We start from the raw sequence: 17,971 nt of genomic DNA on the forward strand, positions 1-17,971 counted from the left end.
ATCGTCATGCCTAAACAAATCATTCATCCTGACGACGCAACCAGGCAAGCTGCCAAGTACGCTCAACTCATTCAGAACGGCGTCAACCTCCGAGCCATTGTTGCGCAGATGCTGCGGGACATCGATGCTATGCGGCAGTCGCAGAATCTCAATGGTGATGCGATCAACAACCACCAAATCGTGCTGGCGTACGTGAGCAAACTCAATAGCCTCACCCGGCTCACAACGGATCGAGAGATGGCGGCATTGGAAGCGATCGATCACTTGGCGGAAGGAGAAGATGTTGAATCGGAAGTGATCCCTTTGTGAGCGGCGATCAATCCGGCTGACTTGGCAGTCGCCCCGTACCTTGCTTGGCAAACAGTCAGCGTACTCACCAAGGAGACCACACATGCCATCACCAAAGTTCGATCTTGGACAAATCGTTGCCACGCCTGGCGCACTTGAAGCCTTGGAAAGCGCTGGGCAAAATCCGACCGAGTTCCTCACTCGCCATGTAGCAGGAGACTGGGGTGAACTTGATCAGGAAGACCAGCAAGCGAATGACGATGCTCTTCAGAGCGGAGCCAGGTTGCTGTCGGCGTATCGGCTGACGGACGACACGAAACTCTGGATCATCACGGAGGCCGACAGGAGTTCGACGTGCATTCTGCTTCCGTCTGAGTATTGATCGGATTCGGCAGACCCACTTTCGCCGACAGGCGGAAGTGGGCGGGTGGGGACAGTGACTTTGTACCTTGATGGTGGAATCCAAAAGCCTGTCACAAAGTGCTTTATCAAACAATTATCAACATGATCGCTGAGAATTGTGGCTCCAGTCGCCCCTTCTGGAGTGATATGCATTCAGGCTTTCATGGGACTCCTTTGGTTCACTCACCTCGTCTCTGAAAAGCCAGTCTTTCGTCTCCCTGACTGCCAATCTCTTCGAGAAGTGCATCGATTTCGCTGAAGACTTCCCACTGTTCGATGCCGGTTTGCTCGGTGATCTTGTTGATCACCTGCTTCTCCAGTTCTTCAAGCCTCTGCCCTTTCCAGATGCAGTCGCAAAGGGCGACAAGAAGATCTTCGATTGGCAACTCTTGTCTTGACCAGGCACCGTGCGTTCCAGCGAAGCGGGCCAGCCTTGGTTCAACTCCATGCTCCTCCAGCAGCGCCGGGCCATCTTCTTCATGTTTGCTGCCTGGGCCAGTCAACTCATTTCGGTTTCGCTCCAACGCCTTGCCAAGATCATGGCTTCCTGCCCCAAAACAAACGGCCTCCTGATCGAAATCCAGGTCAGGAAACCTCTGGCGTAATCCTTCGACGAGATCAACGGACACATCATGGACGAGAATCAGGTGGGCAACCAGCCGAGGTGGTGCATCTAGCTTGGTGCAAAGACGCTGGACTTCTTCAGGAAGCGGTCGGGGTTCGTAGCTCATGAAGTCTTCTCTTACCATTTGGGCCTGAAGTCCATGAACTCAGGACCGGTGATGTGGTTCACTTCGGGTATGATTCTGTACTGGTCGTGATAGTCACTGTGCTTCCGATGCAAGATCGGTCCAAGTAAGTAGTCGCACACACGATCCATCTGAGCCGTGATCCAGAAGAACAGTCGATGATCCTGAGGGAAGATGAGATTCCATTCCTTGAGCCACTTGCGGTGATTGTATTCGTCGAAGCAATGCGGGACGCCTAGCTCCAGTCCGAGGACGTGCATTCCCATCTCAGCCACTAGCTCTCGAAGAGGCATGCAGTGCATCCAGCCGGTGCGAACCTCAGCCCAATGCATCAGTTCATGCAGCATCACCGAGAAGTGGTCTGCACGACTCATGAAGTGGCCCTCGGATTGCATCAGGATGTAATCACCAGACTTGTGATTCGGATAATCATGAAAGGGCTCGGGTGTGATGTATCCGTTCCATTCAGGACCGAATCGATCGTCCCCAACATCGAATCGGATGTCGGGACTGTGGTGCTCGATCAGCCTTCCCATGAGGCCGAAGTCGGCTTCATCGTTGGGGACGATGGTCTTCAACTCAGTCAGAATCGCTAGTAGGCTATCAGCACCTTGGACTTGAACCGCATTGAATGCCAGGTCGGACTCGACCTGGTCACCGCCACAGTATCGGACGATAACGGTCGGCTCCTGTCCGCCCTTGACGGTCGCACCGGCAGCAGCCCAATCCTCGTATGTTCCCCACCACTTGCTACGATATCCCTTGGTCTCGTAGGTGTCGCACAACAGCAGCGTGTTGACGCCACGGTAGCGGCCACCAGTGCGGACATTGGTCGGAAGCCCACAGTTTGGATCGTGGGACACCGGCACCTGCCAAGGAATGCGGCTGCGTTGCAAAGCAACCGTGATTCGCTGGTGGACGTAGGTGGTGATGTCAGGCGCACTGTCCAACTGACTGAAGAATTCGTCAGGCAGGATCAGTCGAGGAAATTGCATGCGGCTACATCTCCAAACTAGGCTTAGTAGGGGCAATGTGGATTTGGGCATCCACAGCGATGGCAGCACGGTTGAGTATACCAGTAGAGCAGGCCACACCCCCCGCACTGGATGTTCCCATAGTAAGGTTGCGATACCCGCCTCGGGCCTCGTCTGATCAACCTAATCTCCCCAAAGCCCATCGGTTCTTCCTGGTGATGAATGCGAGGTTGATTGACGTGGTTTAGAGCATTGCGAATTCGCTCAAGGATAAGGGCGGCTCCCTCGCATCCTCTGCGATTTGCAATTTCTGCATCTTCCATTGCCGATTCCAACCACTTCTTCTGTTCACGAAAGTCGCCCGCTGATTCCGCCAATTGAAATTTGGCGTAAGCACCGAATACGAGGTATGTCGCCTCAATGTCGCCAGTTGCTCTCTTAGCGCAATCGAAGGCATCAGCCGCCTCGATGAACTTTTCCATCCGAAATTCGACAAGTCCCAATGAACAGTAGGCGGACGAAAGATGGCGGGGCGCTCTAATGATTTCGATGGCTCGAACGAGATCGGCCTCGGCTTTCATGACATTGTCCAATGCGGCGTAGGCACGGCCACGGTTGGCGTAGGCTGCGCCGTATTCCGGCGACAAGGCTAGTGCTCGGGAAAATCGCTCCACTGCCGAGTGAAAATCTCCCGCTTCATAATGGACAGCCCCGAGGTTGTTGTGGGCTTCGTAGCAGCCATCGTGTTGGCTGATCGCAATCTGCAATTCGCTGAGAGCCCTTTCGATGTTTCCGTTTGCCCAGAAGATTTCTCCTTTTCGGCAATGAGCTAAAGCGTTATACGGATCAATGGCGAGTGCCGCATCTACGTCGGCCATAGCAAGGGACAATTGGCCGATTTCAACGTAGGCTTCCGCTCGAAGGCAGTAAAACTCTCCGTGCGGCGACAACTGCAAAAGATGGCTACAAGCAATGACTGCCTTTTCATATTCACCGACTTGCATCATCTGGCGAGCGTGATCGAAAGTTGTTGGGGCATCGGCCATAGGAGCTTCCGTGTGGTGAAAATGACCGTAGTTGTCCGGTCAATCGCAGAAGAAACTGAATCGTACCGATTCAGACGTTGGATCAGAAACGACCATTACCTTTCAAACTCTGCTGGATGTTCTCGTAGACGATTTCATTTCAAACCAATGTGGGCAAGCTGTGGATCGGATCGTCAGACCAACGGATAGATTTTTGTCGATCTCCTCGGGTCGGAAACGCATCGAAGTTCCAATGACCGATTCGCCCCAACAAGGTACAGAGCCACTGGTTAGACCGGGGCGAGAAACTTGCATGGGAGATTCAGTTGAATTTCTACCCAGTTGTCGGCGTGCTTGATTTTCGCCGGTCGGGCTCTCAAGCAGCTAGAACCAAGTAGCGATTCGCCAACACATCGTTATATGGCAATTGGCGTAGTTGATTGGGATTCTTGAACGCCCGTCAGGGAATGTCCCCAATTTACCAAAACATCTGGCGGCCAATGGCCGTCAGATGTTTCGTCGTATACGAGTGAACTCACTGCAAGAGGAAACGTGACCAGTGGCTCTGGGCCGACTTGCGTGATTCCATCAGCACGGGACGTTATTCCTGCACGTCACCGTTCTCTTTGAGCTTCCCCAGCCACCGTCCCAACTTGGAGTTTTTCACCGCATCGATTGTTTCTGACACTGCGGTAGCTCCACGGAGCATTGCGGCTCGGGCCGATACCATCATGGATGTCGCTGCCGCTGCGGTTCGCAGTCCGACAGGAGTCTGTTCCTGGTACTCCTCCAGGATCGTTTTCGACATTTCGTCCTTGGTGGCAATTGCACGGCTGAGGTTGAGATTCTCGATGGCCTTTTGCTTTTCGCCCTGTTGCCAATAGCTGATGGCCTCTTTGAGTGACGATTCGGCGAGATCGGTAAAGGGATTTCGCAAAGGTAAAGGACTCGCATCTTCCCCCAGCAGGCAAGCGTCGTACTCACAAACTTTGAACGAGTAATGAATCTTGGCTGCTACGGTCTGTCGAATTGTCAGAGATTGGTAAGCGACTCGGTTTTGCTCACTCAAGTTTGCCAAAGCGTTGTTAGTCAATTGACGGATCGTCTCCGCCAAAATCGGGACGCCAACTGCTTCGGTCAATTCTTCTAAACCGCTTGAACCCCCCACCGCAGCAGCGGTCCCGACAATCAGCATGCCTGACTCGCCGTCGATCTGCGACCTCAAAAGCGAGTGTATCGGATCTTCTATTTCGCCGTCGATCGCTAACTTCGAGGATGAGGATGGAGATAGAGTTCGGACAATCGTCAGGAAGGAGACAAGCTGGGTACGTCCATCGCATCGTCCGCAGGTGATGCGTGTCTTGCCATTGCAGGTTTCGCATGTCACGGCTCCAGTCGCACCACACACTCCGCATTGGACTTGTCCTGTTGTCCCGCAATAGCCACAGGGCGTTTCGTAATACTCCGAGACGAAATCGGTGTACTTTCCCAGTCCTCGGCATTGGCCACAACGTGAACTCGAACCAAAGACGTCCTGAATATGCTCGCTTGGACGACCAGTGCCATTGCAAACCCAGCAGGCTTTTTCGACTGGAATGCTTCGCTCCTGCCTCACCACACCACGCCCTCGGCACTGGGGACAAGCGACGGCCGCCGATCCGGCGCAGCCGGGGCAACAGACTTGCCCATGCCCCTCACAATCTGGGCAGGGCACTGCACCCGTCCTCCCACAATCACCGCAGTCATGAAGGGACTGCGATTTGTCTACTCGAAGTTCGTCTTGAAACTCTTTGAATTCAGTCCTATTGACGAAATCGTATTCCCAAGGAGCGATATTCTGTCGATCCACTTCGAGGGTTGGAAGTTGTTCTCCTTCGTAGGGGGCTTCTCGTTGTTCCACCACTCGCTGCTCGTACAGCGTCTGAAGATCGATTTGATAACATGGAACGAGTTTGGTTTCTGAAATATTGATAGCCGTCCCGAATTCGTCTATGGCGTGATGAGGAATGCTCTGAGCAAATGCCGATAGCCGACGTCGAGCGATTTGAGTTTCCTCCTCAGTCAATTCACGGGAAGCAACGACTTGATCGGGGACGGGAAACCCAAACGACTCTTCTAGTTCCGCCCCGACCAGAATGCGATTGGCGCACGCCCGACATTTGACTCGTCCACCCACGACGGCCGCTTCGTCAACTTTGTAGCGTGCGCCGCAATTTCCGCAGGAAACGGCGACAGTGTTTTTGGTTGAGTTGGAAGGCAGTAAACCCGTCTTTGTGTCGAGGCGTTCCGCATTCGAGAAAAGCCCTTTGACCTTCTTCGCCGGAATCCACTCGGAAAGCCCTTCTTTCCAGACCAAGTCGGTCGGCTGAAGATCACCGTTATCGACAAGCCCTTTCAACTGCTGAGATGTCACCGGTCCAGCGTGTTGACCATCTCGACCGTAATACCACTGATCTGCCATCGATTGATCCTGAAAGGATTGCTTTCGGCGACAATCTCGTTTTCCTGATTGATCACACCGTCACAAGGTAAAGGGCACTGATTGATCATTCTTCGTTCTGGCTGGCACGGACAACGTCTTCCCAAATCGTCGTTGCGGCCTCGGACGAAAAAGTCAGCTTTCGCAGTGCAGCGTTCCATCGTCCTTCTTCGTAGGCCCGCAAAGCCCAGTCACGGGCGGAACCAGCGTCACCGTACTCGGCTTCATGCTCGATGACTCGGCGGTAGATGGCCGCTTCATCGGTCGAACTCACATTGCTCGATCGCAGAAGCGACTTGTACTTGCGGACGGCTTCGAACCGATCATCAGACTCCCAGAGAGCGTGGGCATCCTCGATCTGCGACATTTGAGCCGCACGCTCGGCCTTGGCAGCAGCCATGAAATCTTCAGCGTTTTCGTAGCCGAGTACAGGTAGCTCAGGCTCCCTCGGAGTCAAGAAATTGAAGAGCCCCGAAACCAGCACGACGGCGACTCCAACGCTGGCTCCCAAACGGATCAGTTCGCTCTTGGAAATCTCTAAAGGACTCTTCCCAAGATGTCTGTGGGCCTTTGCACGCACGAAGAGAACGGCAGGGATAAAGAAAACCGTATAGATCACGACGAGAAATCGAGCAATGTTGCCCGTATATCCATCTGCATTCGACAGGACCAGGATTCCAAAACCACCGAACAAAAGCGGACTCAGGCCCAGAGCTTGCAGCATGATGCTAAATTGCCCCATCCGAGATGCCAGCCTTTGGACAAAGTTCAGTTTCCCCGCAATGCGAGCCCCAATAACGACCATCCAGAATCCCAACATGGTCAGTAAGGGGACGGTCAGGAGAAACGAAGTTGGCACGAAAAGCCCAGAAAGAAGCATGACGACTTCCGCAGCCAGAAGGATGCCAGCCACTCTGGGAACACCGGCGATCACTTCATCGAGTGGATCGTGCTCGGTTTCGATCGAGATGTCGCCTACTGACGCCGATGATTTATCGCTCGGCATATGCGGGGGAGTCGGTTGATTGGGCATTGGGGGTGGCCCGCTAGGCGACTCTTTAGTCATGATCATTTCTCCGAATTGCTATCCGACTCTTGGTCGTGAGCGAGTTCAGAATCAAGTACCTGTTCCATTCTCAGGTCTTCGACCAACGAGAATTCTCTTTGAGGACGCAATTCCTCTTCCGCCTCACGAAAAGCTGCCGAAAGTTGATCGAGTTCCGATTCGGACGGAGCGGACATTTCCCACCGAGCCTTTCGTTCTTGCCGTCGAACGACAGCTTCTACTCTGTGGATAGCCGAGTCGTAGTCAGAGATAACGCCCTTCAATTGCTGTATTTGACCAACGATTTGAGTCAGTTCTTGAGCGTCATATTTCGCATCGGGATGGCTGTTGAGGTCAGTTGACGAGGAGATGCCCAACGAATGCAAACGCTTGATTGCCTGCTCTCGGTCTCGTCCCAATCGATTGACAGAGCGGACCAGTTGGTCCCGCTCGTATTTCAATCGTCCCAGTCGCTCTCGATAGGAGATGGGGCGTTCTTCGGGACCAGTGCGAGAAGAGATGGCCGCTTCCGGCTGAGGTGCGGCATCGGGTGCCTTATCACAGCCAGCAACTGCAAAGAGTACGAGTCCAGCGAAGAGAGTGGTCGGCCAAGCAACATGCACCATGCTCACTCCATCGCTTGTAGGATCTTGTCGATCTCAGTCAGGGTGTCGGTCGGGTCTTGCGTGGCAGCGATGAAGGCATCCACGGCGTCGATTTCCGCCGTCGTCTCGTCAGCATTCCACTTCTGATCTTCAGTGAGGAGTTCGACTTCGACATCGGCGTAGAGATCGTTGACCTTCGCTTCGAGGTCATCAACGTTTTCCGCCATCGACTTTTCACTCTCGCCCATCGCCGCCGAAGCGTCCTTCATCGCTTTGAGGGCCACGGTCTTGGAGTCGATCTCAGCGATCTGGCTTTCGAGCTTGGAAAGTCGCTGCTGGTACTCAGTCAGCTTTCGCTCCAGAGAATCGACGACCTTTTGGAGGCTTTCCTTTGATCTCTCATATCCTCCGATCTGGTTCACCAGTTCCTTGCGAGCCGCCAGGAGCTTGTCTCCCATCGCCTTCAGTTCGCCGGGCGAGTAGGTCTTTCCGCCGATCTCAGCGGCTTCGCCAGAAGCCAGGTGATCCCGCAAGGTGCGAAGGGACGTGTCAATTTCCTTGAGCTTCTGTTCGAGCGGGGCAGCTTGGCGAACGATCTGGTCCTGCTTGACCTGGGCCTTGATCTTTGCCTTGCGAAGACCATCGATGCCCTTTTTGAAAGCGTCCACGGAATTCTCGATCTGCTTTCGCTTGACGTCCATCTCACCAAGGATGGAATCGATCTTGGACAGCAGTTTTTCTTTGGCGACCTCGGCCCTGGCTCCGCAGCCGAGGAGGGAAGCAGTGAGTAGCAGCAGGCAAACTCGATTCATCGCTGTTTCTTTCTCGAATACAAACGGAGGCCGGTTTCACCGGCAACGGGAGGCTAAGGCGAAATGCACCCTAGGATACACACTAAAGTGCGTGTCAGCAAATATTTTAGACGTGCTTTGCACCTCCGCATTTGGACGAATGACCATAGGAGGTGCGCATGGCTAAGAAAAAAACTCAAATTCGACACGCCGAGATCGTCGGGCAATTCGGCGCTCGATTGAGAGAATTGCGCCATTCCCGTAGCATGACTCAGGCCGAACTCGCAAGGCACTCACGTATCACCGCCAGCTACGTCGGCCGAATGGAAAGCGGTGGAGCGGCTCCAGGCATCGATCTCGTTGGCCGACTCGCCGAAGCCCTCGGTAATTCGATCCACGATCTGTTGCCAGCGGATGCGTCACCAGATACCGAGGCGGTTCTCAGAGAAGAAGCAAAAAAACTTGCCGATCAGTTGATCAGCGGAGCCGACCGGGAAACGCTGCTCATGCTCTGCCCGTTGTTGGCGAGGTTGGGCGAGTCGCCGACGAGAAAACGGTGACGATCAGGTTGCCTCCACCGTTGCAACGCTGGATTCAGTTGAATTTCTCCCTGGTTGTCGGCATACTCGATTCTCGCCGGTCGGGCTTTCAAGCAGCTAGAACCAAGTGGCGAGTCGCTGGGTCCATCCCCTCGATTCCCTGGACGAAAAGTTCTAACTGATTTCTGAAACCTCGACTTCGATTTCCTAACGACTTACTCTCTCCAGTAGGGTAAGTAATTTCTAACTCGGGTTTCCCCTGGGGATTCCCGTTCCGATGATTCTTTCGTCGGCCCTTCACGTACTTTCGATTCGTAGGCCCCGAATAGATTTCAATGGGGGGTTCCGCGGCGCCGAACGTCACAACGCCGCCTGCAAGCTGATTGACGGTTCGCTTGCCCTGCTGGACTTCCTGGAAGCGGACAAACAGCCGAACATTTGTTAGGTTGAACAACTGCCGAGGTAGTTCAAAGTCGTCCATCTTCGAGTCTGCGAGCTCAGTCAGATTCATGGCCAGCTCCAACGCTTTTTCGACTTCCGCAACATCCTCGGAGGCGACGGACGCTTTCGCTTTCAGCTCATTCATCTGACTCGCGAGATTCTTCTCCTGAGTCTTCAGCTTGTCAAATTCGGAGGTCATTGCTTCGAACAGGTCCGGCCGGTCACCAGCGCGTGCCAAGGACTTCGTAACAGCCTTCAATTCCTCCTGAACTTCAAGCTGCTTCTTTTGAATCATAGCGATTCGCGAGTCATCTTGACCTGTACTGGCCTCGCGATCGGCGATCTGCTTAAGCCGCTCACGAAGCTTCTGCCATAGACCTCGTGCCAGCAGCCGCTGCCGAATGCAACTGAGCAAGAACGCGGTCGCTTCTGGCCCCTTGATAGTGTTGTGTCGACACTGCTGACCGTGGCTCAAGTCGTACAAACCACACTTGTACCGAAAGGAACCGGTGTACGGCGCCCGATACATGAGCCAGCCACAGTCCATATCGTACACGCGACCGCCCAGGGGATTCATTTTGGGGTTTCGTGATCGAGGAATAGCCCTCTGAGTTGCTCCCCGCCGATCCAATTCTTGGATTAGCTCCTCGCGCTCCTTTGGATCGACAATGGGATCAAAGCTCCCCTGCCCTGTGACATGCAAGTCGCTGGGGTTGCGAATTACTTTCGGCTGCTCATCCTCTCGGAAGTCTGTTTCTTCCAGTTCGCGCACGCCATCCGATGACAGCCGCAGTTGATCTCCCATCGAGCGGCGACCATATGCGTTGATCGCCACAAGGAGAGGATTGCGGGCAATGTTGGTTATCGTGGTGCCATTCCAATTTCCCGATACCAAATGCCGCACACCATTGTCAGTTCGAAACCGGCCCGCATCAGGCGAAGGAAGCCCTTCGTCGTTCAACATCCTGGCCACGCGATTAGCCGGATGGTTCTTTAGCAGCCCCAGGATGCGCCGCACCAGATCAATCTTGTTTTCATCTGGCTGCCAAACCACATGGCACCCTCGCATCCGTACTCGTTCTCCATCCTGCAAATGACGTACGAGTTCGCCTTGTTCAGTCACGAGGGAACGGCGAAAGCCAAATGATGGCCGACCTCCGGTCGAGTATCCTCGTTCAGCCAAACGAATTTGGGCCAGGATGATCTTTCGCGCCAGATCGCGACGGTCCGCCCCGGCTCGGTCAAAGTCGATCAGCCCCGTCAGCAGTTGGGCCAAATCATGCCTTGCCCCCTTCTTAGTCGGCGGCACTACCTTATCTTGGTAAACGATCGTAATGCCAGCCTTGCTGAATTCCGCCTCTAGCAGAAGCCCATCTACAGGATCGTTTGGCCGGAACAATCGGTCTCGCCGGGGAATGACCAGAACGTCAATCGAATTGTCAGTCTCAATTCGCGTCCGAAGTTGATCCAGTGCAGGACGAGACTTCTTGTGGCCTTGAACTCCGTAGTCGAGATAGATGTCGCCGACGTTCGGAATCCCATCCTTCATCATGCGTTCGATTGTTCGTACGTCACCATCGAAAGAAACGTCAAATTCCTTCGCCTTCTCTTGTGCGAATTCAACGTACTTAGCCGGTGTCATTTCGGAACGGCCGCCTGAATCCCGAGAGTAGAATACTGCCCTTCTGATCTTATTTTTCCTTACCATGTGTGCTTGCTCCCCGTTCATTGTTCGCCAATGAATGGCGATTGGCCCACAGAAATTCCGCCAGTTCCTCGATGAAGTTCTCCTCATCCAACTGGGTCATCACCAATTTCGCGTTGAGTCTTGCCGGAGCCTCCATCGCGAAATTCTCGGTAAACAAGTTCATCATCAAACTGGAAATCGGCGCATGCTCCGCATCATCGAAGCCCTTGCCCCCTTCGCGACAACGGTTCAGGAAATCCTGCTTGAGAATGTCAATGTCAGGTGCTGCTTCTCCTAGGTGCTCAAAATCCCCTCGTTCCTCCCAGGCAATTAGCGTACTCAATGCTGCGATTTCCAGAAGCAGAGCGGCTGGCAAAGTAGCCTGACCACTGGACGGGATAACTCCGCTACGCAGAATTGCAACCGTTCTCTGGGCAGCCTCCTCAGCCAATTGGCATGTGGCATAAGCCACTTCGGATGGAACCGAAATGGAACCACCGTTACCGTGAATCGCGTCCAACATTTCAAGTTGCGTGTTTAAGGAAACACGTCCTTGTAAAAGGTGCCGCGATAGCAAAGCTGCCAGCTGACGGTGAGCTCGAGCTCAGCCAACCCTATCCACAGAACTTACATGGACTTACGGCGAGCAAGTTCTACAGGGAACATTAGGTGCAATCGCGAGGATTATGGGATTAACTTCCTATCCTCTTCCGGTTGCAAAATAACGAGCACCTTATTTTTTGGGACAAGCGTTCAGCCGAACTGGCTTCTGAGAAGATCTAATACCTCGTTTAGTTCACCGGCGATTCCCAAGCTCTCCTGAATCTCTTCGTTGGATGCTCCAGAGTCCATCCGTTGGCTTATATCGATCATCAAGTCCAGAAGTTCCTCGTTCGCCCTACCGACTTCCAAGCTCAGCCCACTGATAATTCCCTGTGTGCCTTCCGATGGCGATAAGACGGATTCGGGTACCTCACGAGACGCTCGGTTTCGCAAAGGTCGCCTTCTCGCGATACGGCCCAAGGCCTCAACGCTACTCTGCGACAATTTCACGATCCCCATGAAACGAACCCACATTGCAGGCGAGTACTGGTAACCCGTAATTAGCTCAAAGGCTCGGCGGTAACGACTATTGGCATTCGCATCGTCTATGCCCAGGGTTTCTGCGACTTCTCGAAGCGTTTGCTCTCGGTCAGCGAAATATGTCCCCTTCTCCCAGCCTTCACGGGCATCCCAGACCTGCAAATATTCGACGTATTTATCGGAACGATCACGCCCCATATTAATGGCTAGACGATCCCGCCATTCGCTCAGCAACAAATCCACATCACGTTTGACGATTCCATTGGCCATTCGCGGATTGATCGTTACGAGCGGTTCCGGGAACGCATTGTCCAGGGGTTCACCAATTCTTTGAAGACTTAGTAGTGCCTCCATTCGTTGTTCGACTTCATCGTCTTTGCTTTCCATTGCATCGAGCATGCTCTGCATAATTTGCCGGAACTCTTCCGGCTTTAGAACCACCAGCAGACGAGAAATCATTCCACGGATTGTCAACGGTGAAATCGCCCCACTTCGCCAGCTATTGCTACTCCCTTGGTCACCCAACTCATCGAACTCAAGACTTGGGTCAGGCGCTGCTCCCGAAACGCCAACAGCGTTGACAATTACAGCCGCAATCGGGCGAACCACCTCTTCTTGAGCCGTCGCGTTCAGCACCGCTGCAAAGAATTCGCCAGCTGGCTCCCAAAAGCTTACGTAGGCGGGATGCCGCCGTGTCACCTCCCAGCGGAACTCGACGGGCAGCGATTGGATCTGGCCCTTGGGACGCGGCAAAAAGAAATAGGGGTACTCTTCAAAGTCGTTAGGTCCATTTGCCACTTTGACACTCTCCCTACTTCAATCGATTCGTTTCTGGCGGAGACAGGATAGTTAACCCAGTCCATCAAGTATTTATGACGCAAAATGCTCCAAAATTTAGGTGCAAGCCGTCCCAGCAGGTTTCGTGAAATCCCGGATTCTCTCGAAGTTACCCCACCAATTGCTAACCAATCCCATCAAGTATTATGACGCAGAAACGCCTCGAATTTAGCTCACAGCGTTCCAATAGCTAACCGCCCGCTTCGCCGACTCTTCTCCTCCCTTATTTTTCTTATTATGCCGCATTTCGGCCCGGAATTTAGCATCCCAATCCACCCGAGACAGGATGCCTTAACCTGCCTCACTCACCTTGCTCCTTGAGCGATGTGAAATTGGGCTCACGTACAACTGTCACAGCTTACAGCCAAGCCGTTCCACCCTCTTGAGCGAGATCGAAAATGGCTCTGACTACGGCCGTCATGATGTGCAAAAAACTTAGAGTGCATGGCTAAAATCGACTGCCAGAAGCTTCGCTAAAGATGGGACCCAGAATTAAGGCAATCACAAGGGATGTCGTGCCGGAGATACTTACCCATGTGTTTGGCACCGATGAGTCTCCACTCATTACGCAATTGACCTGCCCCCCTTAAGATCATTTGCAGTATCCCCATCTGAACTTAATCCTTGAAAGGTAGACCATGCCACCCAATGCAAGTATACTGGCAGCGTACAATATCGACGGCCATTGATGGTTTCAAGCTGACTGTACGCTTGAAAAGCAACCGTACAGCGTGTGAAAGACGATTCTAAGGGGGCAAGGATCGCGTGGAAAACGATTATTTATCACCGCTTGAAGGTGCTACTTCGACGAATTATTACTCGTGGCTCGATCTAGCCACTTGCGAGGATGACCTTAAACAAATCAGGCAGGCCCTTCGCCAGAAGCAGGCGCAACTCGCCGCTCTTCATTCAAATGGCCCATCGGAACAAGCGGAACGCCACAAGCTGAAACAAGCAGCAGAGATTTTACTGAATTCCAAACGCAAGGCGGATTACGACAGCACAATCGCTCTGGAACTGAAACCGCAGGAGGAAAGCGAACCAGCGTTCCTTGAAACCCCCAAGCTCGCAGGTTCATTACCTCCCCTCCCTCAGACAGTTTCTTCGGTTCCGCCACCGGCTCCCAATAAGCCAAGCAGTCAATTAAGCCAAGACCAAATTCGCTGGATCGGTATCGCTTGTGTGCTGATCCTTCTTGTTAGCGTATTAGTAGTTCCCTTTCTCTTATCCTCAGACAAAGCCTCAGAAGAGGTTGCTTCAGACGCCTCCCAAGACGTCGGAAGTGCTTCGACGGATGTGGGCAAGCCCGATGGATCCTCTGTACCATCGGAAGCGGCTTCTCCACCCTATGCTGAATCCGCAGAATCGACCGAAACCTTCACGGAGAATGCCTCCCCTTCGGAGTCTTCCGAGGTAGCGTATGAAACCTCATCTCCTTCGGAATCCGAACCGCCGGAAATGGGAATTCCATCGACTGCCCCCGAAGAAAGTACAGACGGCCAAGTTTCTCCCATGGAGTCACCAACACCTCCAAAGACTTCGATGGACTTCCCTGAAGCCGAATTCTTAGCAGAAATCAACTTGCCACAGTTGCCTAGCGCGGAAGTGCCCAAGCCTGAGCCCGTGGAAATCGGCAAGGTGAATGAATCTGCTCAAAAAGAGTTATCCATGCGGCTCGATAGTGGAGCTTGCGACTTAGAACGTCTCTATCGTTTCGAGCTCATACCAGTCTCGACATCAGAATCACCCTCTTGGCATGTCATCGTTGCCGTTGATGATTCTTCCTCGAAAGCCCTCGGTGTTCCAAGCAATTACCGTCCACTGGAAGAGCCTGTAGCGAGATTCTTCGTCGAGTCTGATGGAAGTATCAAGTTTGAATGGAACCCGTCTGTGAAGTATCCAGCGGTCGAGCAGCTCCGAAATGCGAGGCTACTGATTTCGGCCGCTACGAAGACTCATATCGTTGCCCTGAGAAAAGCAGTTCGCCGTGAAGGGCACGTGATTGCCCTGGAAGACACGGTGGACGAATACCAGATTCATCTACCGGCATTGCCGGCGCCGGAAAATATCTTTCTCCAGCTGACTCAGACAGACAACATTGCATTGCCCGTTGAAATTGAACCCGATTCAAGACGCATTAATCCCAATGAGCCAGCGACCGTTACACTTGGCGCTCCGGAAGATACCGTCAAGGCACAATTTCGCGTGGCACTTAAAGTCGAGGACAGAAATGACCTGACTATTACGATCGTACCGCGTTATTTCAGCAATGACCGATGGAATGAGTTCACGGACGAGAATGTCACGAATACGATTAATCGACTGCAGCGCGCTATCAGCGATGGAAAACGAGAAGCACAAGAGAGCTTGCAAGCAATTAGCGCACTGGAAAGGCAAATCGCTTCGCTGAGCAATCGTCGGCCAGCAAATGTCCAGGAAGCAGGAGCCATTTCGCGGGCACTCGGTCAGGCTAAGTCTGAGCACAAATCGCACGTAAGCAAGGTCAAGCGCCGAAGTAATCAAGTCCCTGCTTCCTATGCCGCGTTGGCTTTGCTCTACCGTGTTGCGGCCATGGGCCAATCGCTTAACAACAACGCTCAGTTGCGGTATCGGGTGTTTGCCGTTGGAAGTACAGGCGAAGTTGACTTAATCGTGGCAGACTCCACTCCTCCCTCAACTTCTTCGACTGGAGGCTTCCAAATTCCCAATCGCTTCTCGAGCCCGATTGGCGACTGGATTCTATTCTCAAAGCCGCCTATGCGCTACGAGTTTCTCTCGGGAGGCTCATTTCAAGTCCGTGATTTTATTTCCAACAAGGTAACGGCTAGTGGTCGTTGGACCCAAAACGAAAGTCAAATCACTTTAGAGGCGCAAGGAAGAAGCGTCGTTTATGACCTGAAGGATGGCGTTGAGATGCGGAGTGACGACGGGATTGGTCTATTCCGGCAAATCGATGCTCCTTGAAATAAACACTAGAAAATTTCACGAAGAATATTTTTAGCCTCATTTTACGCCCGCCTGCTTATTGATTGTTTGCACGTTACATCTCGCCCGCCTGCCCACCATCATTACTGAGCATCTGATGTTAACCACAACTCTTAAAAGTTCGACCTACTTTGTTCTTGGTTTGATTCTACTGACGAGCGTTGCGGGATGCTCCGGCTGTCAGCAGCAAACTACAGTTGAGTCCACATCGACTGAGGACGCAGCAAAAGACTCTTCGGAAACCTCGAATTCAGCGGAGGAGTCTACCCAAGCGTCCGTAGAGGACTCGGAGACACCCAGTGAAACCGAGGAAACTAAACCGACAATTAATGAGTCAGAGATGAATGCAGAAACATCGCCCAACGCATCTCAAAAAGTTGGTGAAATGCAGACTGCTCGCAGCGAGTCCGAGAACAACACCCCTAGTCCCCCTACATCTGCCGCGGCGATGAGCGCCAGCCAGGCGCTTGCCCAAGCTGAAGAATTATACACGTCGGCAAGATCGGGCGATCAGGGTCCTGGAGAAGCATTTCAAAACGCTTCCAAGGCCTGGGAATTGTTGAATCAACATCCGGACCATGCGGAGTGCCAAGCCATGGCAGCCGAGATATCTAAGTCTCTTGGTGCGATGGCGACCAAGGCTAATCAGAAGTACCACACCGAGCTCTCCGGGGATCCAGTGCTCATCGAAAAATAGCAGTTCGACGTGAAATGACAAACTTATGAAGAACATCGGCGAAGAAATTAAGTCAGGCCTTCGAGCAAAAATAACTTGCCCGTATTGCTGGAATCATTTCGCACCAGAGAACGTGCTCTGGGTGTCTGAGCACAACGAGTTGCTTGATGATCTAAGGTTGGGACAAGACTTTCAACAGCGTTTTCTACCAACGCGTTTCACGGTCAATGGCGAAGCCTTGGACGCCAAGGGATTTCCATGTCATCAGTTGGCGTGTCCCAACTGCCACCTGGTTGTGCCCCGATCCCTACTAGAAATGAAGCCTCATTTCTTGTCGATCTTCGGCGCACCCGGAAGTGGGAAGTCCTATTTCCTCGCGTCCATGACATGGGAACTTCGAAAAGTTTTAGGCACTAGTTTTGCCATCTCCTTTTCTGATGCCGATCCAACGCTCAACGCCCGCCTGACGAACTATGAAGAGCATCTCTTCGTGAACGCGCATCCTGATACGCTCACTCCACTCAGAGAATTGATCGATAAGACAGACTGGAAAGAAGGGATCTCCAAAAACCTCTACCAGAGCGTTCAATTCGGTACGCAGACGGTCACTTACGCTCTTCCGTTTCTCTTCAGCATGCAACCGCAGTCGGGACATCCCAACTACGATAAGGCCGACAAGCTTAGCCGGATCGTCTGCTTATTTGACAATGCAGGCGAGGCCTTCCTTCCGGGACAAGATACGACATCCGCGCCCGTAACGCGTCACATGGCCCACTCACGCGCACTGATGTTCGTGTTTGACCCCACACAAGACAGCCGCTTCCGAAAGCTCTGCACTGAAGATAAAGGCTCGGCATCTGCACCATTCGTGGCGCGGCAAGAGCCGATCTTGCAAGAGGCCGCAACTCGTATCCGCCGCTACAGCGGTTTGCGTCAAACCGAGAAGCACAACCGACCGCTGATTGTCGTTTTGACGAAGTCCGATGCCTGGTCTCATCTACTGGAGGAGGACGATCCACCGGAACCATGGCGCGAAGTCAAAACCGGAAATGCGAAGAATGATCGTTCGCAATCAACTTTTCATGCCTTGGACACAAATCTCATCGAACGTCGCTCGCAGGCAGCCCGAAGCCTGATGCTAAAGGTATGCCCAGAAATTGTCACGGCAGCCGAGGGATTTGCGGAAGAAGTCATCTATGTTCCGGCCAGTGCGGTAGGTAGTCGGGCCGAAGTGGATCAGGCGAGTGGTCTCCTTTCGATTCGCCCTGGGGAAACAAAACCCTACTGGGTAACCGTCCCTTATCTCTACGCGCTTTGTCGAACAACTTCCGGCCTTGTCCCTTCCTTGTCACGCAAGAGCTAACT

The 17,971-nt window shown here is 53.0% G+C and carries 16 protein-coding genes; 6 read left to right on the plus strand and 10 right to left on the minus strand.

Features of this window, described 5'->3' with window-relative positions:
- Positions 1–6 precede the first annotated feature (6 nt).
- Both PSR63_RS07125 and PSR63_RS07130 read left to right on the plus strand, forming a co-directional pair.
- On the plus strand, positions 7–309 hold the full coding sequence (locus PSR63_RS07125; protein WP_274331965.1) for a hypothetical protein: 303 nt from the start codon (positions 7–9) through the stop codon (positions 307–309).
- A gap of 82 nt (positions 310–391) precedes the next feature.
- On the plus strand, positions 392–670 hold the full coding sequence (locus tag PSR63_RS07130) for a hypothetical protein (protein WP_274331967.1): 279 nt from the start codon (positions 392–394) through the stop codon (positions 668–670).
- Positions 671–869: 199 nt separating this feature from the next.
- Here the strand turns inward: PSR63_RS07130 and PSR63_RS07135 are convergent, their stop codons facing one another.
- The 7 genes from PSR63_RS07135 to PSR63_RS07165 form a co-directional block, all read right to left on the minus strand.
- Complete coding sequence (locus PSR63_RS07135; protein WP_274331968.1) at positions 870–1,421, minus strand: hypothetical protein; 552 nt, start codon at positions 1,419–1,421, stop codon at positions 870–872.
- An 11-nt stretch (positions 1,422–1,432) separates the two neighbouring features.
- A complete protein-coding gene (locus PSR63_RS07140) occupies positions 1,433–2,434 on the minus strand; it encodes an ArdC-like ssDNA-binding domain-containing protein (protein ID WP_274331970.1) in 1,002 nt (333 codons plus the stop codon).
- A 23-nt stretch (positions 2,435–2,457) separates the two neighbouring features.
- Positions 2,458–3,459 carry a tetratricopeptide repeat protein gene (locus PSR63_RS07145; protein ID WP_274331972.1) on the minus strand — a complete coding sequence of 334 codons (1,002 nt, stop codon included), beginning with the start codon at positions 3,457–3,459 and terminating at the stop codon, positions 2,458–2,460.
- A 580-nt stretch (positions 3,460–4,039) separates the two neighbouring features.
- Positions 4,040–5,899 (minus strand): GYF domain-containing protein, encoded by a 1,860-nt coding sequence (locus PSR63_RS07150; protein ID WP_274331973.1) that lies wholly within the window; start codon positions 5,897–5,899, stop codon positions 4,040–4,042.
- An 85-nt stretch (positions 5,900–5,984) separates the two neighbouring features.
- A complete protein-coding gene (locus PSR63_RS07155; RefSeq protein WP_274331974.1) occupies positions 5,985–6,983 on the minus strand; it encodes a hypothetical protein in 999 nt (332 codons plus the stop codon).
- Between the two features lie 2 nt (positions 6,984–6,985).
- Positions 6,986–7,588, minus strand: a complete 603-nt coding sequence (locus PSR63_RS07160) for a hypothetical protein (protein WP_274331975.1) — start codon at positions 7,586–7,588, stop codon at positions 6,986–6,988.
- 2 nt (positions 7,589–7,590) lie between these two features.
- On the minus strand, positions 7,591–8,379 hold the full coding sequence (locus PSR63_RS07165; protein WP_274331976.1) for a hypothetical protein: 789 nt from the start codon (positions 8,377–8,379) through the stop codon (positions 7,591–7,593).
- Between the two features lie 158 nt (positions 8,380–8,537).
- On the opposite strand from PSR63_RS07165, the gene PSR63_RS07170 reads away from it, so the two are divergent.
- The gene (locus tag PSR63_RS07170) at positions 8,538–8,918 is read left to right on the plus strand and encodes a helix-turn-helix domain-containing protein (protein ID WP_274331978.1); all 381 of its coding nucleotides are present in this window, start codon (positions 8,538–8,540) and stop codon (positions 8,916–8,918) included.
- An 88-nt stretch (positions 8,919–9,006) separates the two neighbouring features.
- On the opposite strand, the gene PSR63_RS07175 is transcribed toward PSR63_RS07170, so the two are convergent.
- The 3 genes from PSR63_RS07175 to PSR63_RS07185 form a co-directional block, all read right to left on the minus strand.
- A complete protein-coding gene (locus PSR63_RS07175; protein ID WP_274331980.1) occupies positions 9,007–10,980 on the minus strand; it encodes a recombinase family protein in 1,974 nt (657 codons plus the stop codon).
- A gap of 49 nt (positions 10,981–11,029) precedes the next feature.
- A complete protein-coding gene (locus tag PSR63_RS07180) occupies positions 11,030–11,548 on the minus strand; it encodes a hypothetical protein (protein ID WP_274331981.1) in 519 nt (172 codons plus the stop codon).
- 230 nt (positions 11,549–11,778) lie between these two features.
- Entirely contained in the window at positions 11,779–12,906 is a 1,128-nt protein-coding gene (locus PSR63_RS07185) for a hypothetical protein (RefSeq protein ID WP_274331982.1), read from the minus strand.
- Positions 12,907–13,710: 804 nt separating this feature from the next.
- Here PSR63_RS07185 and PSR63_RS07190 point away from each other — a divergent pair.
- From PSR63_RS07190 to PSR63_RS07200, 3 genes are all read left to right on the plus strand, one after another.
- Positions 13,711–15,909 carry a hypothetical protein gene (locus PSR63_RS07190; RefSeq protein ID WP_274331983.1) on the plus strand — a complete coding sequence of 733 codons (2,199 nt, stop codon included), beginning with the start codon at positions 13,711–13,713 and terminating at the stop codon, positions 15,907–15,909.
- A 361-nt stretch (positions 15,910–16,270) separates the two neighbouring features.
- Positions 16,271–16,627, plus strand: coding sequence for a hypothetical protein (locus PSR63_RS07195; protein ID WP_274331984.1), 357 nt, complete (start codon positions 16,271–16,273; stop codon positions 16,625–16,627).
- 469 nt (positions 16,628–17,096) lie between these two features.
- Entirely contained in the window at positions 17,097–17,969 is an 873-nt protein-coding gene (locus PSR63_RS07200) for a hypothetical protein (protein WP_274331985.1), read from the plus strand.
- Positions 17,970–17,971 lie beyond the last annotated feature (2 nt).

This window comes from Bremerella sp. P1, assembly GCF_028748185.1.
Classification (GTDB): Bacteria; Planctomycetota; Planctomycetia; order Pirellulales; family Pirellulaceae; genus Bremerella.